We start from the raw sequence: 17180 nt of genomic DNA, 5'->3' as shown, positions 1-17180 counted from the left end.
GCCGCGGACACGCGGCCGGGCGAAGCCGGCTCAGGATGCGCGCGCGATGTTGGCGAGCACGCCGTGGACGAAGGCGCCCGATTCGTCGGTCGAGAACTCCTTGGCGAGCTCGACCGCCTCGTCGATCGCGACGGCGGTGGGCACCTCGTCGTTGAACAGGATCTCCCACACGCCGATGCGCAGCACGGCACGGTCGACCGCCGGCATCCGGGTGAGGGTCCAGTCCTTCGCGAACGTGGTGATCTGCTCGTCGATCGCGTCACGGTTGTCGATCACGCCGTCGACGATGTCGCGGGCGTACAGCCATGACGCCTGCCGGGCGGGCTCGCCCGCGGCGCGCTTCGCCTCGGCGGCGAGGATCGTCGCCGGCTCGTCGCCGCGGACGTCCGCCTGGAACAGGATGTCGAGCGCGCGCTTGCGCGCCTTCGTGCGGGCGCTCACGCCTTACTTCTCGCGGCCGAGGTACTCGCCCGTGCGGGTGTCGACCTTGACCTTCGTGCCGGTCTCGAGGAACAGCGGAACCTGGATCTCGTAGCCGGTCTCGAGCGTCGCGGGCTTGGTGCCCGCCGACGAGCGGTCGCCCTGCAGGCCGGGCTCGGTGTAGGTGATCTCGAGGACGACGGATGCCGGAAGCTCGATGTAGAGGGGGTTGCCGTTGTTGAGGGCGATCTGCACCTGCTGGTTCTCGAGCAGGAAGTGCGCGGCGTCCCCGACGGTGGCGGCGCCGACCGTCAGCTGGTCGTAGTCGGCGACGTCCATGAAGACAAAGCTCTCGCCGTCGTTGTAGAGGTACGTGAAGTCGCGGCGGTCGACGTTCTCGATGTCGATCTTGGCGCCGGCGTTGTAGGTGCGGTCGACGACCTTGCCCGAGACGACGTTCTTGAGCTTCGTGCGGACGAACGCGCCGCCCTTGCCGGGCTTGACGTGCTGGAACTCGACGACGCTCCACAGCTGTCCGTCGATGCTGAGGACGACGCCGTTCTTGATGTCTGCGGTGGAAGCCATGAGGTGAGTATGTCCGTTCGTCGGGGAAAGTCGTGCGGGGCCGACGCACGCGATGGCGCACAGCCGACAGGACATTCTACGGGATGCCTCGCGGCGAGGCGGATCGTCAGCCCTCCGCCTGTCCTGTCAGGATGTCGATCAGCCGGGTCGTCGCGGTGGCGTAGCCCGCGATCCCCTCGCCCACGACGTGCACGACGGCGACGTCGGCCACGTAGGAGTGGTGACGGAACTCCTCGCGGGCACTCACATCCGAGATGTGCACTTCGGCCACCGGCAGTCCCACCGCCGACAGCGCGTCGCGCAGCACCACGGACGTGTGCGTGAGGCCACCGGGATTGATCACGATGCCGGCGCAGTCCTCGCGCGCCGCGTGGATCGCGTCGAGCAGCACGCCTTCGTGGTTGCTCTGGATCGCCCGGACCTCGAAGCCGCGCCGGGCGGCGGCATCCGTCGTCGTCTGCTCGACATCGGCGAGCGTCTGCGTGCCGTAGATGTCGGGTTCGCGCGTGCCGAGGAGGTTGAGGTTGGGTCCGTTGACGAGGAGCAGGCGGCGCGGCGTGGTCACCGGCCCACCCTACCGTCGCCTCAGGCGGGCTGCACCGGCGACGACGGCTGCGCGTCCTCGGCGCGGTATTGCGCCAGCAGGGCCTTCTCGCGCTCGAACTTCGGGAAGGCGAAGAACACGAGCACCGCGCCGATGACGACCGCGATGATGCCGGCGAGGTACGCCCACGTCTGGCCCTGTTCGAACGACTCCCGTGCGGCCTTGATGATCGCGTCGGAGTACTGCGGATACTGCTCGGCGACGTCGGCAGCGCTGGCGAACGACTTCGTGAGCTGGCTCTGCACCGACGCCGTGATCTGATCGGCGTTCGGGGCGTCGCCGATGAGCTTCGCCGCGGATGCCGCGTACCCGGCCGTCAGCAGGGCGCCCAGGATCGACTGCATGATGGCGCCGCCGAGGTCGCGCTGGAGATCCGCCGTGCCCGAGGCCATGCCGGCTCGACGCACCGGCACCGCCCCCGTCAGCGAGTGCGATGCCGGCGTGCCGGCGAGTCCCACGCCCGCCCCGACGAAGGCGTATCCGAGCCCGACGGCCCAGTAGTCGGCGGTGCCGGTCCACAGCAGCAGCATCGTGAGGAATCCCAGCAGCACCGCGGCGTACCCGACGAGGAGCGTGAAGCGGGCGCCGCGGGACTCGACGAGCTTGGCCGACCGCGGCGCGAGCAGCACCATGAAGACGGCGGCGGGGAGGATCGCGAGACCGGACTCGAGCGTCGAGTAGCCGAGGACGTTCTGGAGGTACTGCTGCCCGATGAACATGGCACCCATCAGCGCGCCGAACACGATGATGCCGGCGCATGCGGCCACCCAGAAGACGGGCCGGGCCGCGATGGCGAGGTCGTACAGGGGGTTCTTCGCCCTGCGCTGACGGATGACGAACGCGATGAGCGCGGCCGCCCCGATGATGGTGAGGCCGAGCACCAGCGTCCCGGCGTCGGGGACGGCGGCGAAGTTGATGGCCAGGATGATGCCGCCGACGAGGATCACCGAGAGGATCCCGCCGAGGTTGTCGACGGGATCCGTCGACTCGTTGACATGGCTCGGCACCACCTTGATGACGAGTGGGATCGCGACGAGGATCAGCGGGATCGTCAGCAGGAACACCGAGCCCCAGTGGAAGAACTCCAGGAGCACTCCCGACAGCAGCGGGCCGAGGGCCGAGATCGCCCCGCCGGTCGCAGACCACAGCGCGATCGATCGTGTCCGGGCGGCACCCGACCACAGTGCCGTGATGAGGGCCAGCGTCGTCGGGTACGCCATGCCGGCCGCGAGGCCGCCTACGATGCGCGCGATGATGAGCACGTCGATGCTCGGCGCGAAGGCGGCCACGAGTCCGGCCGGCAGCGAAAGCAGCACGCCGGTGAGCAGCATCATCTTGCGGCCGTACCGGTCGCCGACGGCACCCAGCCACAGGACGGACGCCGCGAGGCCCAGCGAGTACCCGACAGCCACCAGGTTGAGCTCCGTCTGCGAGGCGTCGAACGCCTTGCCGATGTCGGGCAGAGCGACGTTGGCGACCGACAGCGGGAGGTTCGCCACCGCGGCGACGAGGATGAGGGTGGACAGGATCGCCCCCGCCTTGGCCGGCGCGTCAGTGGTGACGCTCATGACGACTCCCTTCGACAGGCGCATCTCCTGCGCGGCGCCAGTCTGGCAGTCGGGGCGAGCCGGCCGCATCACCTGATCCTGGTGAGACCGCTCAGGCTCAGAGGGAGCGCGCCATCTCGAGCTCAGGGCCGATCGGGCCGGTGAACGTCACTCCCGTGGGCGTGAACCCGTTGCGCCGATAGGCGGCTTGCGCGCGGACGTTGTCGGCGTGCACGTCGAGGGTCAGCCGGTGGAGACCCTGGGATGCCGCCCACGCGGCGGCCGCGTCGAACAGGGCGTCGATCGTGCCGGTGCCGCGGTGCGCGGGGTTCACGTAGACCCCGACGACGTCGGCACGACGGTCGTCGACGTACCGGCCGAGGTGGTCGGTCTGTCCCGTCGCGCGGATGAGCACCGAGAGGCTTCCCACCCAGCTGCCGTCCTCCTCCTCGGCGACGAACTGCGCGGCGACCTCGCTCTCGGCCGCCTGCACCGTGCGCTCCCGCCAGAACCCCTCGGTGCGCGTCCTCGCCTGCGCAGGGGTCTCGAGGAACGCGATGGCGGCGTCGGGATCGCTCGTCGCCTCCAGGCGCAGCGCGCGCACGTCGGGCCATTCGTCCGCCCGCACGCGTCGCACTGCGCGCACGCTCATCCCGCGACCTCCTGGTACGCCGCGAACAGCAGCGACTCGTCGGGCGCCTGCAGCACGGTGGGCTTCGCGATGTCGTCGAGCACGATGAAGCGCAGCATGCCGCCGCGGCTCTTCTTGTCGCGCTGCATGGTCGACAGCAGCTGCGGCCAGGCGCCGGGTCGGTAGCTCGTCGGGAGGCCGAGGGACTCGAGGATGTCGCGGTGGCGCTGGGCGGCGGCATCCGGAAGCCGGCCCGCCAGCCGCGACAGCTCCGCCGCGAACACCATGCCCACCGAGATCGCCGCGCCGTGCCGCCAGCGGTACCGCTCGGCGTGCTCGATCGCGTGGCCGAGCGTGTGGCCGTAGTTGAGGATCTCGCGCAGCCCCGCCTCACGCAGGTCCTCGCCGACGACGCGCGCCTTCATGTCTATCGCCAGCTCGATGGTGCGCCGGAACGCGTCGCTGTGCGGATCGACCGCCGTCTCGGGGTCGGCCTCGACCAGGTCGAGGATCTCGGGCGCCCAGATGAATCCCGCCTTCACGACCTCGGCGTAGCCGGCGACGCGCTCGTTGCGCGAGAGGCTGTCGAGCAGGTCGAGGTCGCACAGCACGGCGCGCGGCGCCCAGAAGGCGCCGACGAGGTTCTTGCCCTCGGCGGTGTTGACGCCGGTCTTGCCGCCGACGGCCGCGTCGACCATGCCGAGCACGGTGGTCGGCACCTGCACGACTTCGACGCCGCGCAGCCAGGTGGCGGCGACGAAGCCCGCGAGGTCGGTCACCGCGCCGCCGCCGAAGCCGACGACGGCGTCGGTGCGGGTGAAGTCGGCCTTGCCCATGACCTGCCAGCAGAAGGCGGCCACCTCGATGCGCTTGCCCGCCTCGGCGTCGGGGATCTCGGCGAGCAGCACCTCGCGCTCGCCCACGAGCTGCGTCCGCAGGCGCTCCGCCTGCTCGGCGAGCGTCGGCGGGTGGATCACGAGCACCTTGCGCGCCGCGGGCGGCAGCGCCTCGCCGAGGGACGAGAGGATGCCGCGCCCCACGGTGATGTCGTAGCTCGCGTCGCCGTGCACGCTGATGGTCGTGGCATCCGTCATGCCGTCTCCTCCGGGTCCAGCTCGCCGCGCACCCACGAGACGAGCGCGTCGACGATGTCCTGAATGGGGCCGCTGGACGTGTCGAACGTCACGTCGGCGAGCTCTTCGTACACGGGGCGGCGCTCCTCGTAGATCGCCGTCCACCGTTCGATCGCGTCGTCGCCCTGCAGCAGCGGGCGGTTCGAGTCCCGCACACGTCCCGCGACGACACGGGGTGCGACGGTGAGCAGCACGACGCGGCGCCGGGCGAGGTCGGCGCGGGTGTCGGGATGCAGCACCGCTCCCCCGCCGAGCGACACGATGCCGCCGGTCGCCAGGCCCTCGGCGACCGCGGCCCGCTCCAGTCCGCGGAAGTGCGCCTCGCCGTGCTCGGCGAACAGCCGCTCGATCGGGCCGTGGTCGCGCACCACCGCGGCGTCGGTGTCGAAGAACGGCACTCCGAGGGCCCGCGCGGCCTTCTTGCCGATGCTGGTCTTGCCGGCCCCCATCGGGCCGATCAGCACGACGGCGTCAGAGCGCGAGGTCATGGCTGACAGCGACCTCGCCGGTCAGGGCGGTGTCGCTCTCGGCGGCGGTGCGCAAGGCGTCCGGGATCGCCGCGAGGTAGCCCTCGAGGTTGCGCCGGGTCTCGGCGACGCTGTCGCCGCCGAACTTCTCGAGCACGACCTCGGCGAGCACGACCGCGACCATCGCCTCGGCGACGACGCCCGCAGCCGGGACGGCGCAGACGTCCGAGCGCTGGTGGTGGGCCTGAGCGGCATCGCCGGTGGCGACGTCGACGGTGTGCAGCGCCCGCGGGACTGTCGCGATCGGCTTCATGCCCGCGCGCACGCGCAGCACGGTGCCGGTGGACATGCCGCCCTCGGTGCCGCCCGCCTTGTCGCTGGAACGGGTGATGCCGTCCTCTGCGGTGTACAGCTCGTCGTGCGCAGCGGAGCCGCGACGGCGCGTGGTCTCGAAGCCGTCGCCGACCTCGACCCCCTTGATCGCCTGGATGCTCATGAGCGCCTGTGCGAGCTTCGCGTCGAGGCGGCGGTCCCAGTGCACGTGCGAGCCGAGCCCCGGCGGGAGGCCGTACGCGAGCACCTCGACGATGCCGCCGAGCGTGTCGCCGTCCTTCTTGGCCGCATCGACCTCTTCGACCATGGCCGCGCTCGTGGCCGGGTCGAAGCAGCGCAGCGGGTCGGCGTCGAGCGCGTCGACGTCGTCGGGCGTCGGCAGGGCGGAACCGGCCGGCACCTGGACGGGACCGATCGACAGCGTGTGGCTGACGAGGCGGATGCCGAGCTCGCCGAGGAACGCGCGGGCCAGGGCGCCGAGGGCGACGCGCGCCGCGGTCTCGCGCGCGCTCGCGCGCTCGAGGATCGGCCGGGCTTCGTCGAAGCCGTACTTCTGCATGCCCACGAGGTCGGCGTGGCCGGGGCGCGGACGCGTGAGCGCGGCGCCGCGGCCGCGGGACTTGTCGGTGAGCTCGACGGGCTCGGCGCTCATGACCTCGACCCACTTGGGCCATTCGGTGTTGCCGATGCGCAGCGCGATGGGGCTGCCGAGCGTGTAGCCGTGGCGCACGCCCGACGAGATCGTCAGCTCGTCCTCTTCGAACTTCATGCGCGAGCCGCGGCCGTAGCCGAGCTTGCGGCGCGCGAGATCCGCCTGGATCGCGGCGCGGGAGATCGGGACGCCCGCAGGCAGGCCCTCCATGACGGCGACGAGTTCGGGGCCGTGGGATTCGCCGGCCGTGAGCACGCGGAGCATTGCTCCAGTCTCCCACGCCCGGCGCGCCGGTTACGCCGCGGCGGTGCCCTCGAGCACTCCCCGCATCGCCCGGAGCACGCGGTCCTCGGCGTCCAGGGGGGTGTCGGGGTCGCCATGGCGGAAGATCCGGATCTGCAGCAGTGCCTGGTGCAGCAGCATCCCGAGCCCTGAACGCGCTGTCGCTCCCGCACGGTCCCACGCCGCCGACAGCGCGGTCGGCCAGTGGCCGTACACCACGTCGAGCAGCAGACCGCCGGTGTCGGCGAGGGCGTCGGCCGCGGCATCCTGCACCGGCGCATCACCGGGGAGCGTCGCGATCGTGAGCGGCACCTCGTGCGAGAGGGATGCCGCGAACGGCGCTGCCGTGACCTCGACGCCGAGGCGCTCGCCCAGAGCCACCAGGGGCGCGACGGCCTCGGGACGGCGGGCGACCACCTGGATCTCGCGCGCCCCGAGCTCGCTGAGGGCCACGACCGCGGAGGTCGCCGTCGCGCCGGCGCCGACGATCCGTGCGCTCGGCACCGTGGTGAGTCCGTCGTCGGCGAGGGTGCGGACGATGCCGCCGACGTCGGTGTTGAACCCGCGCGGCCCGTCCGGATCGAGCAGCAGGGTGTTGACGGCGCCGGTCAGCTCGGCACGACGGTCGAGGTTCGCCGCCGCCGCGTACGCCACGCCTTTGAGCGGCATCGTGAGCGACAGCCCGCGCCACGCGTCATCGAGCGTCGCCAGCTCAGCCGCGAACGATCGTTCGCCCACGCGGCGACGACCGTAGCTCCAGTCGAGCCCCAGCACGTCGTACGCGGCGGCGTGCAGCTGCGGCGAGCGGCTGTGCGCGATCGGATCGCCCCACACCTCCAGGCGCGCGGCTGCCGGGTTCAGCACCCCGAGTCCGGGTGCTCGGAGCACCACTGCTGCATCTGCTTCACGTACTTCAAGTGCTCGTTGTACGTGTTGGTGAAGATCGTCTCGCCGGTGTCCATGTTGACTGTCACGAAGTAGAGCCACGGACCGTCGGCGGGGTGCATCGCGGCGTCGATCGCCACATCGCCGGGGTTGGAGATCGGGCCGATCGGCAGCCCCGTGTGCACGTAGGTGTTCCAGGGGTTGGGGTCGTTCTGCGCCTCGTCGGACGTGCTGGCGGAGCCCGCGTGCAGCTCGCCGTAGCCGTACTGCGCGGTCGAGTCCATCTGCAGCTTGCCGAAGGTCTCTTGGTTGTTCGCGTCGAGCCGGTTGAGGATCACGCGCGACACCTTCTGCATGTCGGCCTCGTACCGCGCCTCGCGCTGGATGATCGACGCTGTCGTGAGGATCTCCTGGCGCTTCTCGACGGGTACGCCGGCGGCATCCAGCGACTGGATCGTGCGGTTCACGAGCGTCTGGATCGCGGCCTGGGCGGTTGTGCCCGGGTCGAACGTGTACGTCGCCGGGAACAACCAGCCCTCCAGCGGCTGCCCGCCGGCCGCGGCGATCGCGGGGTCCACCGAGATGCCGTAGACGGAGGGGTCGGCGGCCGCCGCCTGCAGGTCGGCGAGCGGGATGCCGGTGCCCTCCGAGATGCGCTCGAGTGTGCCGTCGACGCTGTAGCCCTCGGGGATCTGCGCCGTGTTCTCCTGCCGATTGGCGGGGTCCATCAGCGCCGCGAGGGCGGCCTCGCTCGTCATCTGCTTCTGCAGCTTGTAGACGCCCGGCTGGAAGTTGGGGTTCTGGCCGGTCTCGATCAGGTAGTCGTAGAAGGCGCCCGCGGTCTTGGTGACGCCTGCGTTGAACAGCGCCTCCGAGATCGGCTGACCCGTGTCGCCCGACATGATCGTGATCGACGTCTCGCCGTTCGCGAGGCCGGCCTCGTAGTCCTTGGGCTCTTCCCAGCCCATGACCTTGCGGATCTGGGGCTCGTACGTGTTCCAGACGTACAGCCCGCCCGCGGCGATGCCGCCCAGGATCAGCAGCACCACTCCGAGCGCGATCCAGCCGCCGATGCGGCGGCGCTTCTTGTTCTTGGCCGGGGGCACGTGTCCGATGTCGTCCGTCGAGGTCGACCCGCTGAACAGGTCGTCCAGCGTTCCCGTCGCGGGGCGCTGCTCTGCCCGTTCGGGCGTCTTCTCGGGCATCGTCGCCGTCCGGGTGGCCGCGGCGGTCACCGTCGCGGTCGCGCCGGTGTTGCCCCGACTGTAGGGCATCGCGGGCGCCGTGTCTCCGGAGAACAGCCACGGATCGGTCTCGGGCGTCGCGTCGACGTCACTGCGGGTGGGGCGCGGAGCGCGCAGCGGCACCGGCTGGAACCCGCTGCCCGGTGCGTCCTCCGGCGCCGGCTCCACTGGTCCGGGGGTGGGTTCCGGTGCCGTGGAACCGCTCCCGACGACCGGCGTCGACCCCGTGATGAGGGACTCCCACGACACCGCGGGCGCCGAGTGCTGCGCCGGGGCGGCCTGTGCCGGCGCGGGCTGCGCCGGCGCGGGGGTCTGCGGGTTCGCCGTCGGGGTCGCGCCGGTGGCCGCCTGCCGGGCGGCGGCCTCACGGGCGGCGCGGCGCGACAGCGGCGCTGCCGCGCCGTCGGGCGATGAGTCGGGCATCAGGCGGGCTCCTGGGGGACGGGGGTTCCGGGCGGGCGGCCGGTGCTCTTCTCGACATCGAGTGCCTGCTGAAGCAGCACGACAGCGGCGACCTGGTCAACGATGCTACGCGACGATCGCTGGGATCGCCCCGAACTGCGCAGTGCCGCGTGTGCCGAGACGGTCGAGAGCCGCTCGTCGACGAGGCGGACGGTGAGTCCTGACGCGGCTGCGAGGGCCGCCGCGACGTCGCGCGCATCCTGGGTCGACGGCGTGTCTTCGCCGCGCAGATTCAGGGGCAGACCGACGTACAGCTCGAACGCCGAGTGCTCGTCGGCCAGAGCGACGATCCTCGCCACGGTGGCCTCGTCCCGTGGCACCGTCTCGACAGGGGTGGCGAGCAGGCCGTCGGGGTCGCACTTGGCGACCCCGACGCGCGCCTTGCCCACGTCGACGCCGAGTCGGGTGCCCCGCCTGAAGTCGCTCACGCCGCGACGGCGTCCTTCACCGAGCCGAGCGCGGCCGGCAGGGCCGCCGCATCCGTTCCGCCGCCCTGCGCGACGTCGTCGCGACCACCGCCGCCGCCGCCGAGCACTCCCGCGGCCGCCTTGGCGAGCACTCCCGCCTTGGCGCCGGCGCTTCGTGCGGCGTCGTTGGTGGCGACGATGACGACCGGACGATCGTTGACGACGGCGCCGAGCGCGACGACCGCCGCGTCCGAGCCGAGGCGCTCGCGCACCTGCAGGGCCAGCGAGCGCACGTCATCGGCGGATGCCGCCGACCCGAGCGACTCGGCCACGACGAGGGTGTCGCCGACGCGGGTCGCGGCGGCAGCCAGCGCGGGCAGGCGGTCGCCGAGCGCCTTCGCCTCGAACGCGGCGATCTTCTTCTCGGCGGCCTTGAGGTTCGCCTGAAGCTCCGCGATGCGCTGCGGCAGCTGTTCGCGCGGCGCCTTGAGCGACGTCGTCAGCTGCGACACCAGCGCCCGCTCGGCCGCCAGCGACCGGAAGGCGTCCAGCCCCACGAGGGCCTCGACGCGGCGGTTCGAGGCGCCGACCGACGATTCGCCCACGAGGCTGATGAGCCCGATCTCGGCGCTCGTCGACACGTGGGTGCCCGCGCACAGCTCGCGCGACCACGGTCCACCGATGTCGACCATGCGGACCGTGTCGCCGTACTTCTCGCCGAACAGCGCCATGGCGCCGAGCGACTTCGCCTCGTCCAGCGGCAGCACGCGCGTGGTCACCTCGAGGTTGTCGCGCACCGCGTTGTTGGCGATCTCTTCGATCTCGCTCTTGGTCTCGTCCGACAGCGCCTGACCCCACGAGAAGTCGAAGCGCATGTAGCCGGCGCGGTTGAGCGACCCCGCCTGCGTCGCCGTCTTGCCGAGCGTGTCGCGCAGGGCGGCGTGCACCAGGTGGGTGGCGGAGTGGGCCTGGCGGGCGGCGCGGCGGTTGGCGGCATCCACGACCGACGTCGCCGGCTGGCCGACGCCGACCTCGCCGGACGACACCTCGACGGTGTGGCTGATGAGGCCGGGGACGGGCTTCTGCACGTCGAGGACCTCGAGCTCATAGCCCGGGCCCACGATGACGCCCTTGTCGGCGACCTGGCCGCCCGACTCGGCGTACAGCGCGGTCTCGGCGAGGATCACCTCGGCGATCTGGCCGGTCGTCGCACGGTCCACCGACACGCCGTCGACCAGGATGCCGAGCACGCGCGACTCGGTCTCGAGGTCGGAGTAGCCGGTGAAGCCGGTCTCGCCGAGCGCACGCAGGTCGCGGTAGACGCTCGTGTCGGCCAGCTGGCGCTTGCGGGCGCGGGCGTCGGCCTTGGCACGGGCGCGCTGCTCCTGCATGAGGGTGTCGAACGCCGCGCGGTCGACCGAGAGGCCCGCCTCCTCGGCGATCTCGAGCGTCAGGTCGATCGGAAAGCCGTACGTGTCGTGCAGGAGGAACGCCTCGGAGCCGGCGATCGTCGTGCCGCCGGAGGACTTGGTCTCGACGAGCGACTCCTCGAGGATCGACTCCCCCGCCGCGAGCGTGCGCAGGAACGTCGCCTCCTCGGCCAGCGCGTACTGCGAGATGCGGGCCCAGTCTGTCTCGACGACCGGGTACGCCTCCTTCATGGCGTCGCGGGAAGCCGTGAACAGCACCTCGAACGTCGGCCCGTCGACGCCCAGCAGACGCATGGAGCGGATGGCGCGGCGCATGAGCCGGCGCAGGATGTAGCCGCGACCGTCGTTGGACGGCGTGACGCCGTCCGACATCAGCATGAGCGACGAGCGCACGTGGTCGGCCACGACCCGGAAGCGCACGTCGTCCTCGTGGTTCGCGCCGTACGTGCGGCCCGAGAGCTCCACGGCCTTGTCGAGCACCGGACGCACCTGGTCCGTCTCGTACATGTTGTCGACGCCCTGCTTGATGAACGCGATGCGCTCCAGGCCCATGCCGGTGTCGATGTTCTTGTTGGGCAGCTCGCCGACGATGTCGAAGTCGTACTTCGAGCGGACGTTCGTGATCTCGTACTGCATGAACACGAGGTTCCAGATCTCGACGTAGCGGTCGTCATCGGTCGCCGGTCCGCCGTCGACGCCGTAGGCGGGGCCACGGTCGAAGAAGATCTCCGAGCAGGGGCCCGCGGGGCCCGGAAGCCCGGTGCTCCAGTAGTTGGTGTCCTTGCCCAGGCGCTGGATGCGCTCCGCGGGCAGGTCGGTCAGCTGCAGCCAGAGGTCGTGCGCCTCGTCGTCCTCTTCGTAGACGGTGACCCAGAGGTCCTTCGGGTCGAAACCCAGACCGCCGTCCGCCTCGGAGCTCGTCAGCAGCTCCCAGGCGTAGCGGATGGCGCCCTCTTTGAAGTAGTCGCCGAACGACCAGTTGCCGAGCATCTGGAAGAACGTGCCGTGACGCGGGGTCTTGCCGACCTCTTCGATGTCGTTGGTGCGGATGCACTTCTGGTTGTCGGCCGCCCGCGCATACGGAGCCGGCACGTCGCCCGACAGGTACGGGATGAACGGCACCATGCCGGCCACCGTGAACAGCAGCGCCGGGTCGTCGGTCACCAGCGACGCCGAGGGGACGATGGTGTGGCCGTTCTTCTCGAAGTAGGCGAGGTAGCGCTGCGCGATCTCAGCGGTCTTCATGCGGGTCCTTGCTGTACGTGCGGATGCGTGTCGGGCGGCACGCCGACTCGCCGGCTCTGCCGGTGAGCGGTCGTGCGCGGGTCAGTCGGTGAGCTTGTCGGCCGCGCCCTTGGCGGCGTCGGCGACCGCGTCGGCGGCGGTGGACGCCGCGTCCTTGGCGGTGCCGGCGGCGTCGGCTGCGGCATCCCGCACATCGTCGACGATGCCGGCGAACCGGGCCTCCTGCTCGCGGTAGGCGTCGCCGATGCGGTCGGTGAACTCGGTGATGCGCGCGTCGACGTCGGCGAGGATCTCGTGGCCTCGCGGGTCCTTGTTCATGAAGTGCGCCGCCACGAACCCTCCGGCGATGCCGAGCAGGAACCACACCAGGTTCTTCATGTCACCACTTCCTTGCGGGCCGCCGGGGCGCGGCATCCCTCCATCGTAAGGGGAAACGACGAAGGGCGTCGGGTGACCCCGACGCCCTTCGTGCTTCGGTCGTCGAGCGAGCGAAGCGAGACGAAACGCTTAGCGCGCTGCGTAGTACTCGACGACGAGCTGGACGTCGCAGACCACGGGGACCTCGGCGCGCTTGGGGCGGCGCACGAGACGGGCCTGGAGCTTGTCGAGCTCGACCTCGAGGTAGCCCGGAACCGGCGGCAGGACCTCGGCGTGACCGCCGAGAGCTGCGACCTGGAAGGGCTCGATGCCCTCGCTCTTGGCCTTGACGTGGATGAGCTGACCCGGCTTCACGCGGAACGACGGACGGTCGACGAGCTGGCCGTCCACGAGGATGTGGCGGTGCACGACGAGCTGGCGCGCCTGCGCGGTGGTGCGGGCGAAGCCGGCGCGCAGGACGAGCGCGTCCAGACGCATCTCGAGCTGCTCGACGAGGTTCTCACCCGTCAGGCCCTGGGTGCGGCGAGCCTCGTTGAACTGGATGCGCAGCTGCTTCTCGCGGATGCCGTACTGCTCGCGCAGACGCTGCTTCTCGCGGAGGCGGACGGCGTAGTCGCTGTCCTGCTTGCGCTTGGTGCGGCCGTGCTCACCCGGAGCGTAGGGGCGCTTCTCGAGGTACTTGGCGGCCTTCGGGGTGAGGGCCACGCCGAGAGCGCGGGACAGACGGACCTTGCGGCGGTCCTGGGACTTCGTTGCCACGAAGTGTTCCTTTCGATGACGCTGCCGTGTCTTTCACGGCTCGCGGACGTATCGCCCTGTCTTCGCCCTGTCCGGACTGCACGCCGGGGCACGCCGGAAGGTAGGTGAAGAAGAGAGGGGATGCCCGAAAACTGCGTTTCGAGCCGCTCAAGCTTATCAGACGCGGGGCTTCGACCCGGTCAGGCGTCGTTCAGGTGCTCAGTCGCCGTCGAGGATGCGGCGGATCTTCTCCAGGCGGGCCTGCACGTCGCGCTCGGCGCCCAGCGCCTTCGGCTGGTAGTAGCGGCGGCCGCGCAGCTCGTCGGGGAGGTACTGCTGCGGCGAGATGCCGATCTCGGAGTCGTGCGGGTACACGTATCCCTTGCCGTGGCCGAGCCGCTTGGCGCCCGGGTAGTGGGCGTCGCGCAGGTGGATCGGCACTCGGCCGAAGCCGCCACCCCGCACATCGGCGATCGCGGCGTCGATCGCCAGGTATGCCGCGTTGGACTTCGCCGTGGTGGCGAGGTACACGGTGGCCTCCGCGAGCGGGATCCGGCCCTCTGGCATGCCGATGAACTGGACCGCGTCGGCGGCGGCGACCGCGATCGGCAGCGCCTGCGGGTCGGCGAGGCCGATGTCTTCGGCCGCCGAGATGATGAGGCGGCGCGCGATGAACCGCGGATCCTCCCCCGCCTCGATCATGCGTGCGAGGTAGTGGATGGCGGCGTCGACGTCGGAGCCCCGGATCGACTTGATGAACGCGCTGATGACGTCGTAGTGCTCGTCGCCCTGCCGGTCGTAGCGCAGCAGCGCGCGGTCGACGGCCTGCGCCACATGGTCGGCCGTGATCTCGGGCACCTCGCCCGCGTCGGCGGGCTCGGGCGCTGTGACGTCCTCGTCGTCCTCGCCCTCTTCGACCGAGGGGACGGCGAGGGATGCCGCCGCCTCGAGCGCCGTGAGCGCCCGGCGGGCATCACCCGAGGCCAGGCGCACGAGGGCATCGCGTGCGTCGTCGCCGAGCTTCACGGCGCCGCCGAGGCCGCGGGCGTCGGCCACGGCCCTGTCGAGCAGCATCGCGAGGTCTGCGTCGGTCAGCGGCTTCAGTGTGAGCAGCAGGGATCGCGACAGGAGGGGTGAGATGACCGAGAACGACGGGTTCTCGGTGGTGGCGGCGATGAGCACGACCCACCCGTTCTCGACACCCGGGAGCAGCGCGTCCTGCTGCGCCTTCGTGAAGCGGTGGATCTCGTCGAGGAAGAGGATCGTGGACTGGCCGTACAGGTCCCGCTGCGTCAGCGCCTCCTGCATGACCTCGCGCACGTCCCTCACGCCGGCGGTGACGGCCGACAGCTCGACGAAGCGGCGCCCCGAGGAGCGCGCGATCGCCTGCGCGAGAGTCGTCTTGCCGGTGCCCGGCGGCCCCCACAGGATCACCGACGTCGCGGCTCGGGCCGCGGCATCCGGATTCGCCAGCGTCACCAGCGGAGAGCCCGCCCGCAGCAGATGGGACTGCCCCGCGACCTCGTCGAGCGACGACGGGCGCATGCGCACGGCCAGCGGCGTCAGCCCCTGGAACAGCGCGGTCGGCGTACTCACCGTTCCAGGCTATCCCGGGGGTGCGACACCGGATCCGTCCCGGTTTGGCCGCCGTCGCGGCGCACCGTAGGATCAACCCGCCCCGGACGGTGGACCGGAGTGCGCCTGGACGAGACAACGAGGAGGCCCCGTGGCCGGCGGTGGCAAGGATCGAGACGCACGTGCCGCACGTGAGCGGACGCGGACCTATCAGGCCCGCCGTCAGTTCCACGAGGAGCAGGCCCGACGCCGGAGCCGGGACAACCTGATCGCCGGGATCGTCGGCGGCATCCTCGTGCTCGGCATCGTGGGGATCCAGACCGCGTACTTCGTGGCCGGTCCCGGTGCGCCCGAGCCCACGCCGACCTCGACGTCGACGCCGGCCCCCACCCCCACCTCCACCGACGCGCCGACACCGAGCCCCACGCCGACGCCGACCCCCTGAGGGCGCGGGTGGCGGCGCGGCCGACGCCGTCCGCAACGACATCGGCATGAGGCATCCGCCGTACTAGGCTGTGAGCCGTCCTACTCCCACAGACGGCGCGAGCCGCGATGAGGTGCATCCCGTGACTGCCGCAGCAGACCCCCAGCCCGAGACCGACGCCCCCGAGCTCCCCGAGAACGGCGAGCCCGAGACGACCCCCGCCGAGACCGCTGCCGCCGACGGCGCGGCCGAAGCGGATGCCGCGACCGATGACGCCCCCGCGACCGAGGCCTCCGAGACCGAGGCCGACGCGGTCGACGCCGCGACGGTCAAGACGGAGGCCGCTGACAGTGAGGCCGTGGAGGTCGAGGCGGTCGAGATTGTCGACGTCGTCGAAGACGCCGAGGGCGATGTCGTCGCCGTCGAGGTGACCGAGGTCGTCGCCGAGGCCCCCGCCGGTGCCGACGAGCCGTGGGGCCGCGTCGACGACGACGGCACCGTGTCGGTGCGCGAGGCCGGCGGATGGCGCGTCGTGGGCCAGTACCCCGACGGATCGCCCGAAGAGGCGCTCGCCTACTTCGAGCGCAAGTACGCCGATCTCGCGAGCGAGGTCACGCTGCTCGAGGTGCGCCACCGCCGGGGCGGCGCGTCCGCCTCCGATCTGCGCGCCACCGCGCGCACGATCAACGGGAAGCTCGAGGGCGCCGCCGCCGTGGGCGACCTCGCGAGCCTGGTCGCCCGTGTCGCCGCTCTGACCGAGGCCCTCACGGCGCAGTCCGAGACCGAGGCCGTCGCCGCCCGCGAAGCCGTCGACGAGGCCGTCAAGGCGCGCACCGAACTCGTCGAGAAGGCCGAGGCCCTCGCCGCCCGCGACCCGCGCACCGTGCAGTGGAAGCAGGCGACGGCCGAGATCAACGGCCTGTTCGACCAGTGGCAGTCGCAGCAGCAGAACGGCCCCCGCCTGCCGAAGTCGACCGCGCAGCAGCTCTGGAAGCGGTTCCGCGACGCCCGTGCCACCGTCGACAAGCACCGCCGTGCGTTCTACGCCGAGCTCGATGAGGCCCACAAGGGCGTCCGCGATCGCAAGACGCGGCTCGTCGAGAAGGCCGAGGCCCTCGCGCCCAAGGGCGAGGACGGCATCCCCGCGTACCGCGACCTGCTCGACGAGTGGAAGACCGCGGGCCGTGCCGGCAAGAAGGTCGACGACGCGCTGTGGGCGCGGTTCAAGGCTGCCGGCGACGCGCTGTACGGCGCCCGCGTCGAGCGCGAGACGGCCGACGCCGAGGCGTCGCGCGAGAAGATCGAGGCCAAGCGCGCGCTGCTCGACGAGGCGAAGGCCGTCGGCGACGAGCGTGACATCGCCAAGGCTCGGTCGATCCTCACCGGCATCCAGCGCAAGTGGGACGAGATCGGCCGCATCTTCCCGCGCGACGCCGAGCGTTCACTCGACGACGAGCTGCGCCGCATCGAGAACGCCCTGCGCGGACGCGAGGACGCGGACTGGAAGCGCAACGATCCCGAGCAGAAGGCGCGCGCCAACGACATGACGCGTCAGCTCACGGACGCGATCCAGAAGCTCGAGGACGAACTGGCCGCCGCGAAGAAGTCCGGCGACAAGAAGGCGATCGCGCAGGCGACCGATGCGCTCGAAGCACGCAAGTCGTGGCTCAAGGCGCTCGGCGGCTGACATCGACGCCGATCTGAACTGAGCCCTGCGGCCGGCACGATGTGCCGGCCG

General features: G+C 71.3%; 17 protein-coding genes. 2 read left to right on the top strand and 15 right to left on the bottom strand.

Features of this window, described 5'->3' with window-relative positions; translation table 11 throughout:
* Window positions 1–30: 30 nt before the first annotated feature.
* The 15 genes from nusB to JNB62_RS16025 all read right to left on the bottom strand — a co-directional run bounded on the left by nusB (window position 31) and on the right by JNB62_RS16025 (window position 15039).
* Window positions 31–441: a transcription antitermination factor NusB gene (gene nusB, locus JNB62_RS16095; RefSeq protein ID WP_220301915.1), complete on the bottom strand. Its 411-nt coding sequence runs from the start codon at window positions 439–441 to the stop codon at window positions 31–33.
* Window positions 442–444: 3 nt separating this feature from the next.
* Window positions 445–1005, bottom strand: coding sequence for an elongation factor P (efp, locus tag JNB62_RS16090; RefSeq protein ID WP_220301914.1), 561 nt, complete (start codon window positions 1003–1005; stop codon window positions 445–447).
* Window positions 1006–1111: 106 nt separating this feature from the next.
* On the bottom strand, window positions 1112–1570 hold the full coding sequence (gene aroQ / locus JNB62_RS16085; RefSeq protein WP_220301913.1) for a type II 3-dehydroquinate dehydratase: 459 nt from the start codon (window positions 1568–1570) through the stop codon (window positions 1112–1114).
* Between the two features lie 20 nt (window positions 1571–1590).
* Window positions 1591–3177, bottom strand: a complete 1587-nt coding sequence (locus tag JNB62_RS16080) for an MFS transporter (RefSeq protein WP_223231203.1) — start codon at window positions 3175–3177, stop codon at window positions 1591–1593.
* Window positions 3178–3274: 97 nt separating this feature from the next.
* Window positions 3275–3808 (bottom strand): GNAT family N-acetyltransferase, encoded by a 534-nt coding sequence (locus JNB62_RS16075; RefSeq protein ID WP_220301912.1) that lies wholly within the window; start codon window positions 3806–3808, stop codon window positions 3275–3277.
* Complete coding sequence (gene aroB / locus JNB62_RS16070; protein ID WP_220301911.1) at window positions 3805–4881, bottom strand: 3-dehydroquinate synthase; 1077 nt, start codon at window positions 4879–4881, stop codon at window positions 3805–3807. Before aroB ends, JNB62_RS16075 begins: the two co-directional genes overlap by 4 nt.
* On the bottom strand, window positions 4878–5408 hold the full coding sequence (locus tag JNB62_RS16065) for a shikimate kinase (RefSeq protein ID WP_220301910.1): 531 nt from the start codon (window positions 5406–5408) through the stop codon (window positions 4878–4880). Before JNB62_RS16065 ends, aroB begins: the two co-directional genes overlap by 4 nt.
* Window positions 5392–6636 (bottom strand): chorismate synthase, encoded by a 1245-nt coding sequence (gene aroC / locus JNB62_RS16060; protein ID WP_220301909.1) that lies wholly within the window; start codon window positions 6634–6636, stop codon window positions 5392–5394. Before aroC ends, JNB62_RS16065 begins: the two co-directional genes overlap by 17 nt.
* 30 nt (window positions 6637–6666) lie before the next feature.
* The gene (locus JNB62_RS16055) at window positions 6667–7545 is read right to left on the bottom strand and encodes a shikimate dehydrogenase (protein ID WP_220301908.1); all 879 of its coding nucleotides are present in this window, start codon (window positions 7543–7545) and stop codon (window positions 6667–6669) included.
* Entirely contained in the window at window positions 7512–9206 is a 1695-nt protein-coding gene (gene mltG / locus JNB62_RS16050) for an endolytic transglycosylase MltG (protein ID WP_220301907.1), read from the bottom strand. The genes JNB62_RS16055 and mltG overlap by 34 nt, the downstream gene beginning before the upstream one ends.
* On the bottom strand, window positions 9206–9673 hold the full coding sequence (gene ruvX / locus JNB62_RS16045) for a Holliday junction resolvase RuvX (RefSeq protein ID WP_220301906.1): 468 nt from the start codon (window positions 9671–9673) through the stop codon (window positions 9206–9208). The genes mltG and ruvX overlap by 1 nt, the downstream gene beginning before the upstream one ends.
* Window positions 9670–12327, bottom strand: a complete 2658-nt coding sequence (gene alaS, locus JNB62_RS16040; RefSeq protein WP_220301905.1) for an alanine--tRNA ligase — start codon at window positions 12325–12327, stop codon at window positions 9670–9672. Before alaS ends, ruvX begins: the two co-directional genes overlap by 4 nt.
* A gap of 81 nt (window positions 12328–12408) precedes the next feature.
* Window positions 12409–12705 (bottom strand): ATPase, encoded by a 297-nt coding sequence (locus tag JNB62_RS16035; protein ID WP_220301904.1) that lies wholly within the window; start codon window positions 12703–12705, stop codon window positions 12409–12411.
* 129 nt (window positions 12706–12834) lie between these two features.
* The gene (gene rpsD, locus JNB62_RS16030) at window positions 12835–13464 is read right to left on the bottom strand and encodes a 30S ribosomal protein S4 (RefSeq protein ID WP_018170803.1); all 630 of its coding nucleotides are present in this window, start codon (window positions 13462–13464) and stop codon (window positions 12835–12837) included.
* A 198-nt stretch (window positions 13465–13662) separates the two neighbouring features.
* On the bottom strand, window positions 13663–15039 hold the full coding sequence (locus tag JNB62_RS16025; RefSeq protein ID WP_220301903.1) for a replication-associated recombination protein A: 1377 nt from the start codon (window positions 15037–15039) through the stop codon (window positions 13663–13665).
* 130 nt (window positions 15040–15169) lie between these two features.
* On the opposite strand from JNB62_RS16025, the gene JNB62_RS16020 reads away from it, so the two are divergent.
* Both JNB62_RS16020 and JNB62_RS16015 read left to right on the top strand, forming a co-directional pair.
* Window positions 15170–15463 (top strand): dioxygenase, encoded by a 294-nt coding sequence (locus tag JNB62_RS16020; RefSeq protein WP_220301902.1) that lies wholly within the window; start codon window positions 15170–15172, stop codon window positions 15461–15463.
* 121 nt (window positions 15464–15584) lie between these two features.
* Window positions 15585–17129 (top strand): DUF349 domain-containing protein, encoded by a 1545-nt coding sequence (locus JNB62_RS16015; RefSeq protein WP_220301901.1) that lies wholly within the window; start codon window positions 15585–15587, stop codon window positions 17127–17129.
* The last annotated feature ends 51 nt before the right edge of the window (window positions 17130–17180 follow it).

The organism is Microbacterium jejuense, from assembly GCF_019511665.1.
Lineage (GTDB): Bacteria > Actinomycetota > Actinomycetes > Actinomycetales > Microbacteriaceae > Microbacterium > Microbacterium jejuense_A.
The sequence above is the reverse complement of the archived record's forward strand: the minus strand, read 5'-3'. Positions and strand labels throughout refer to the sequence as shown.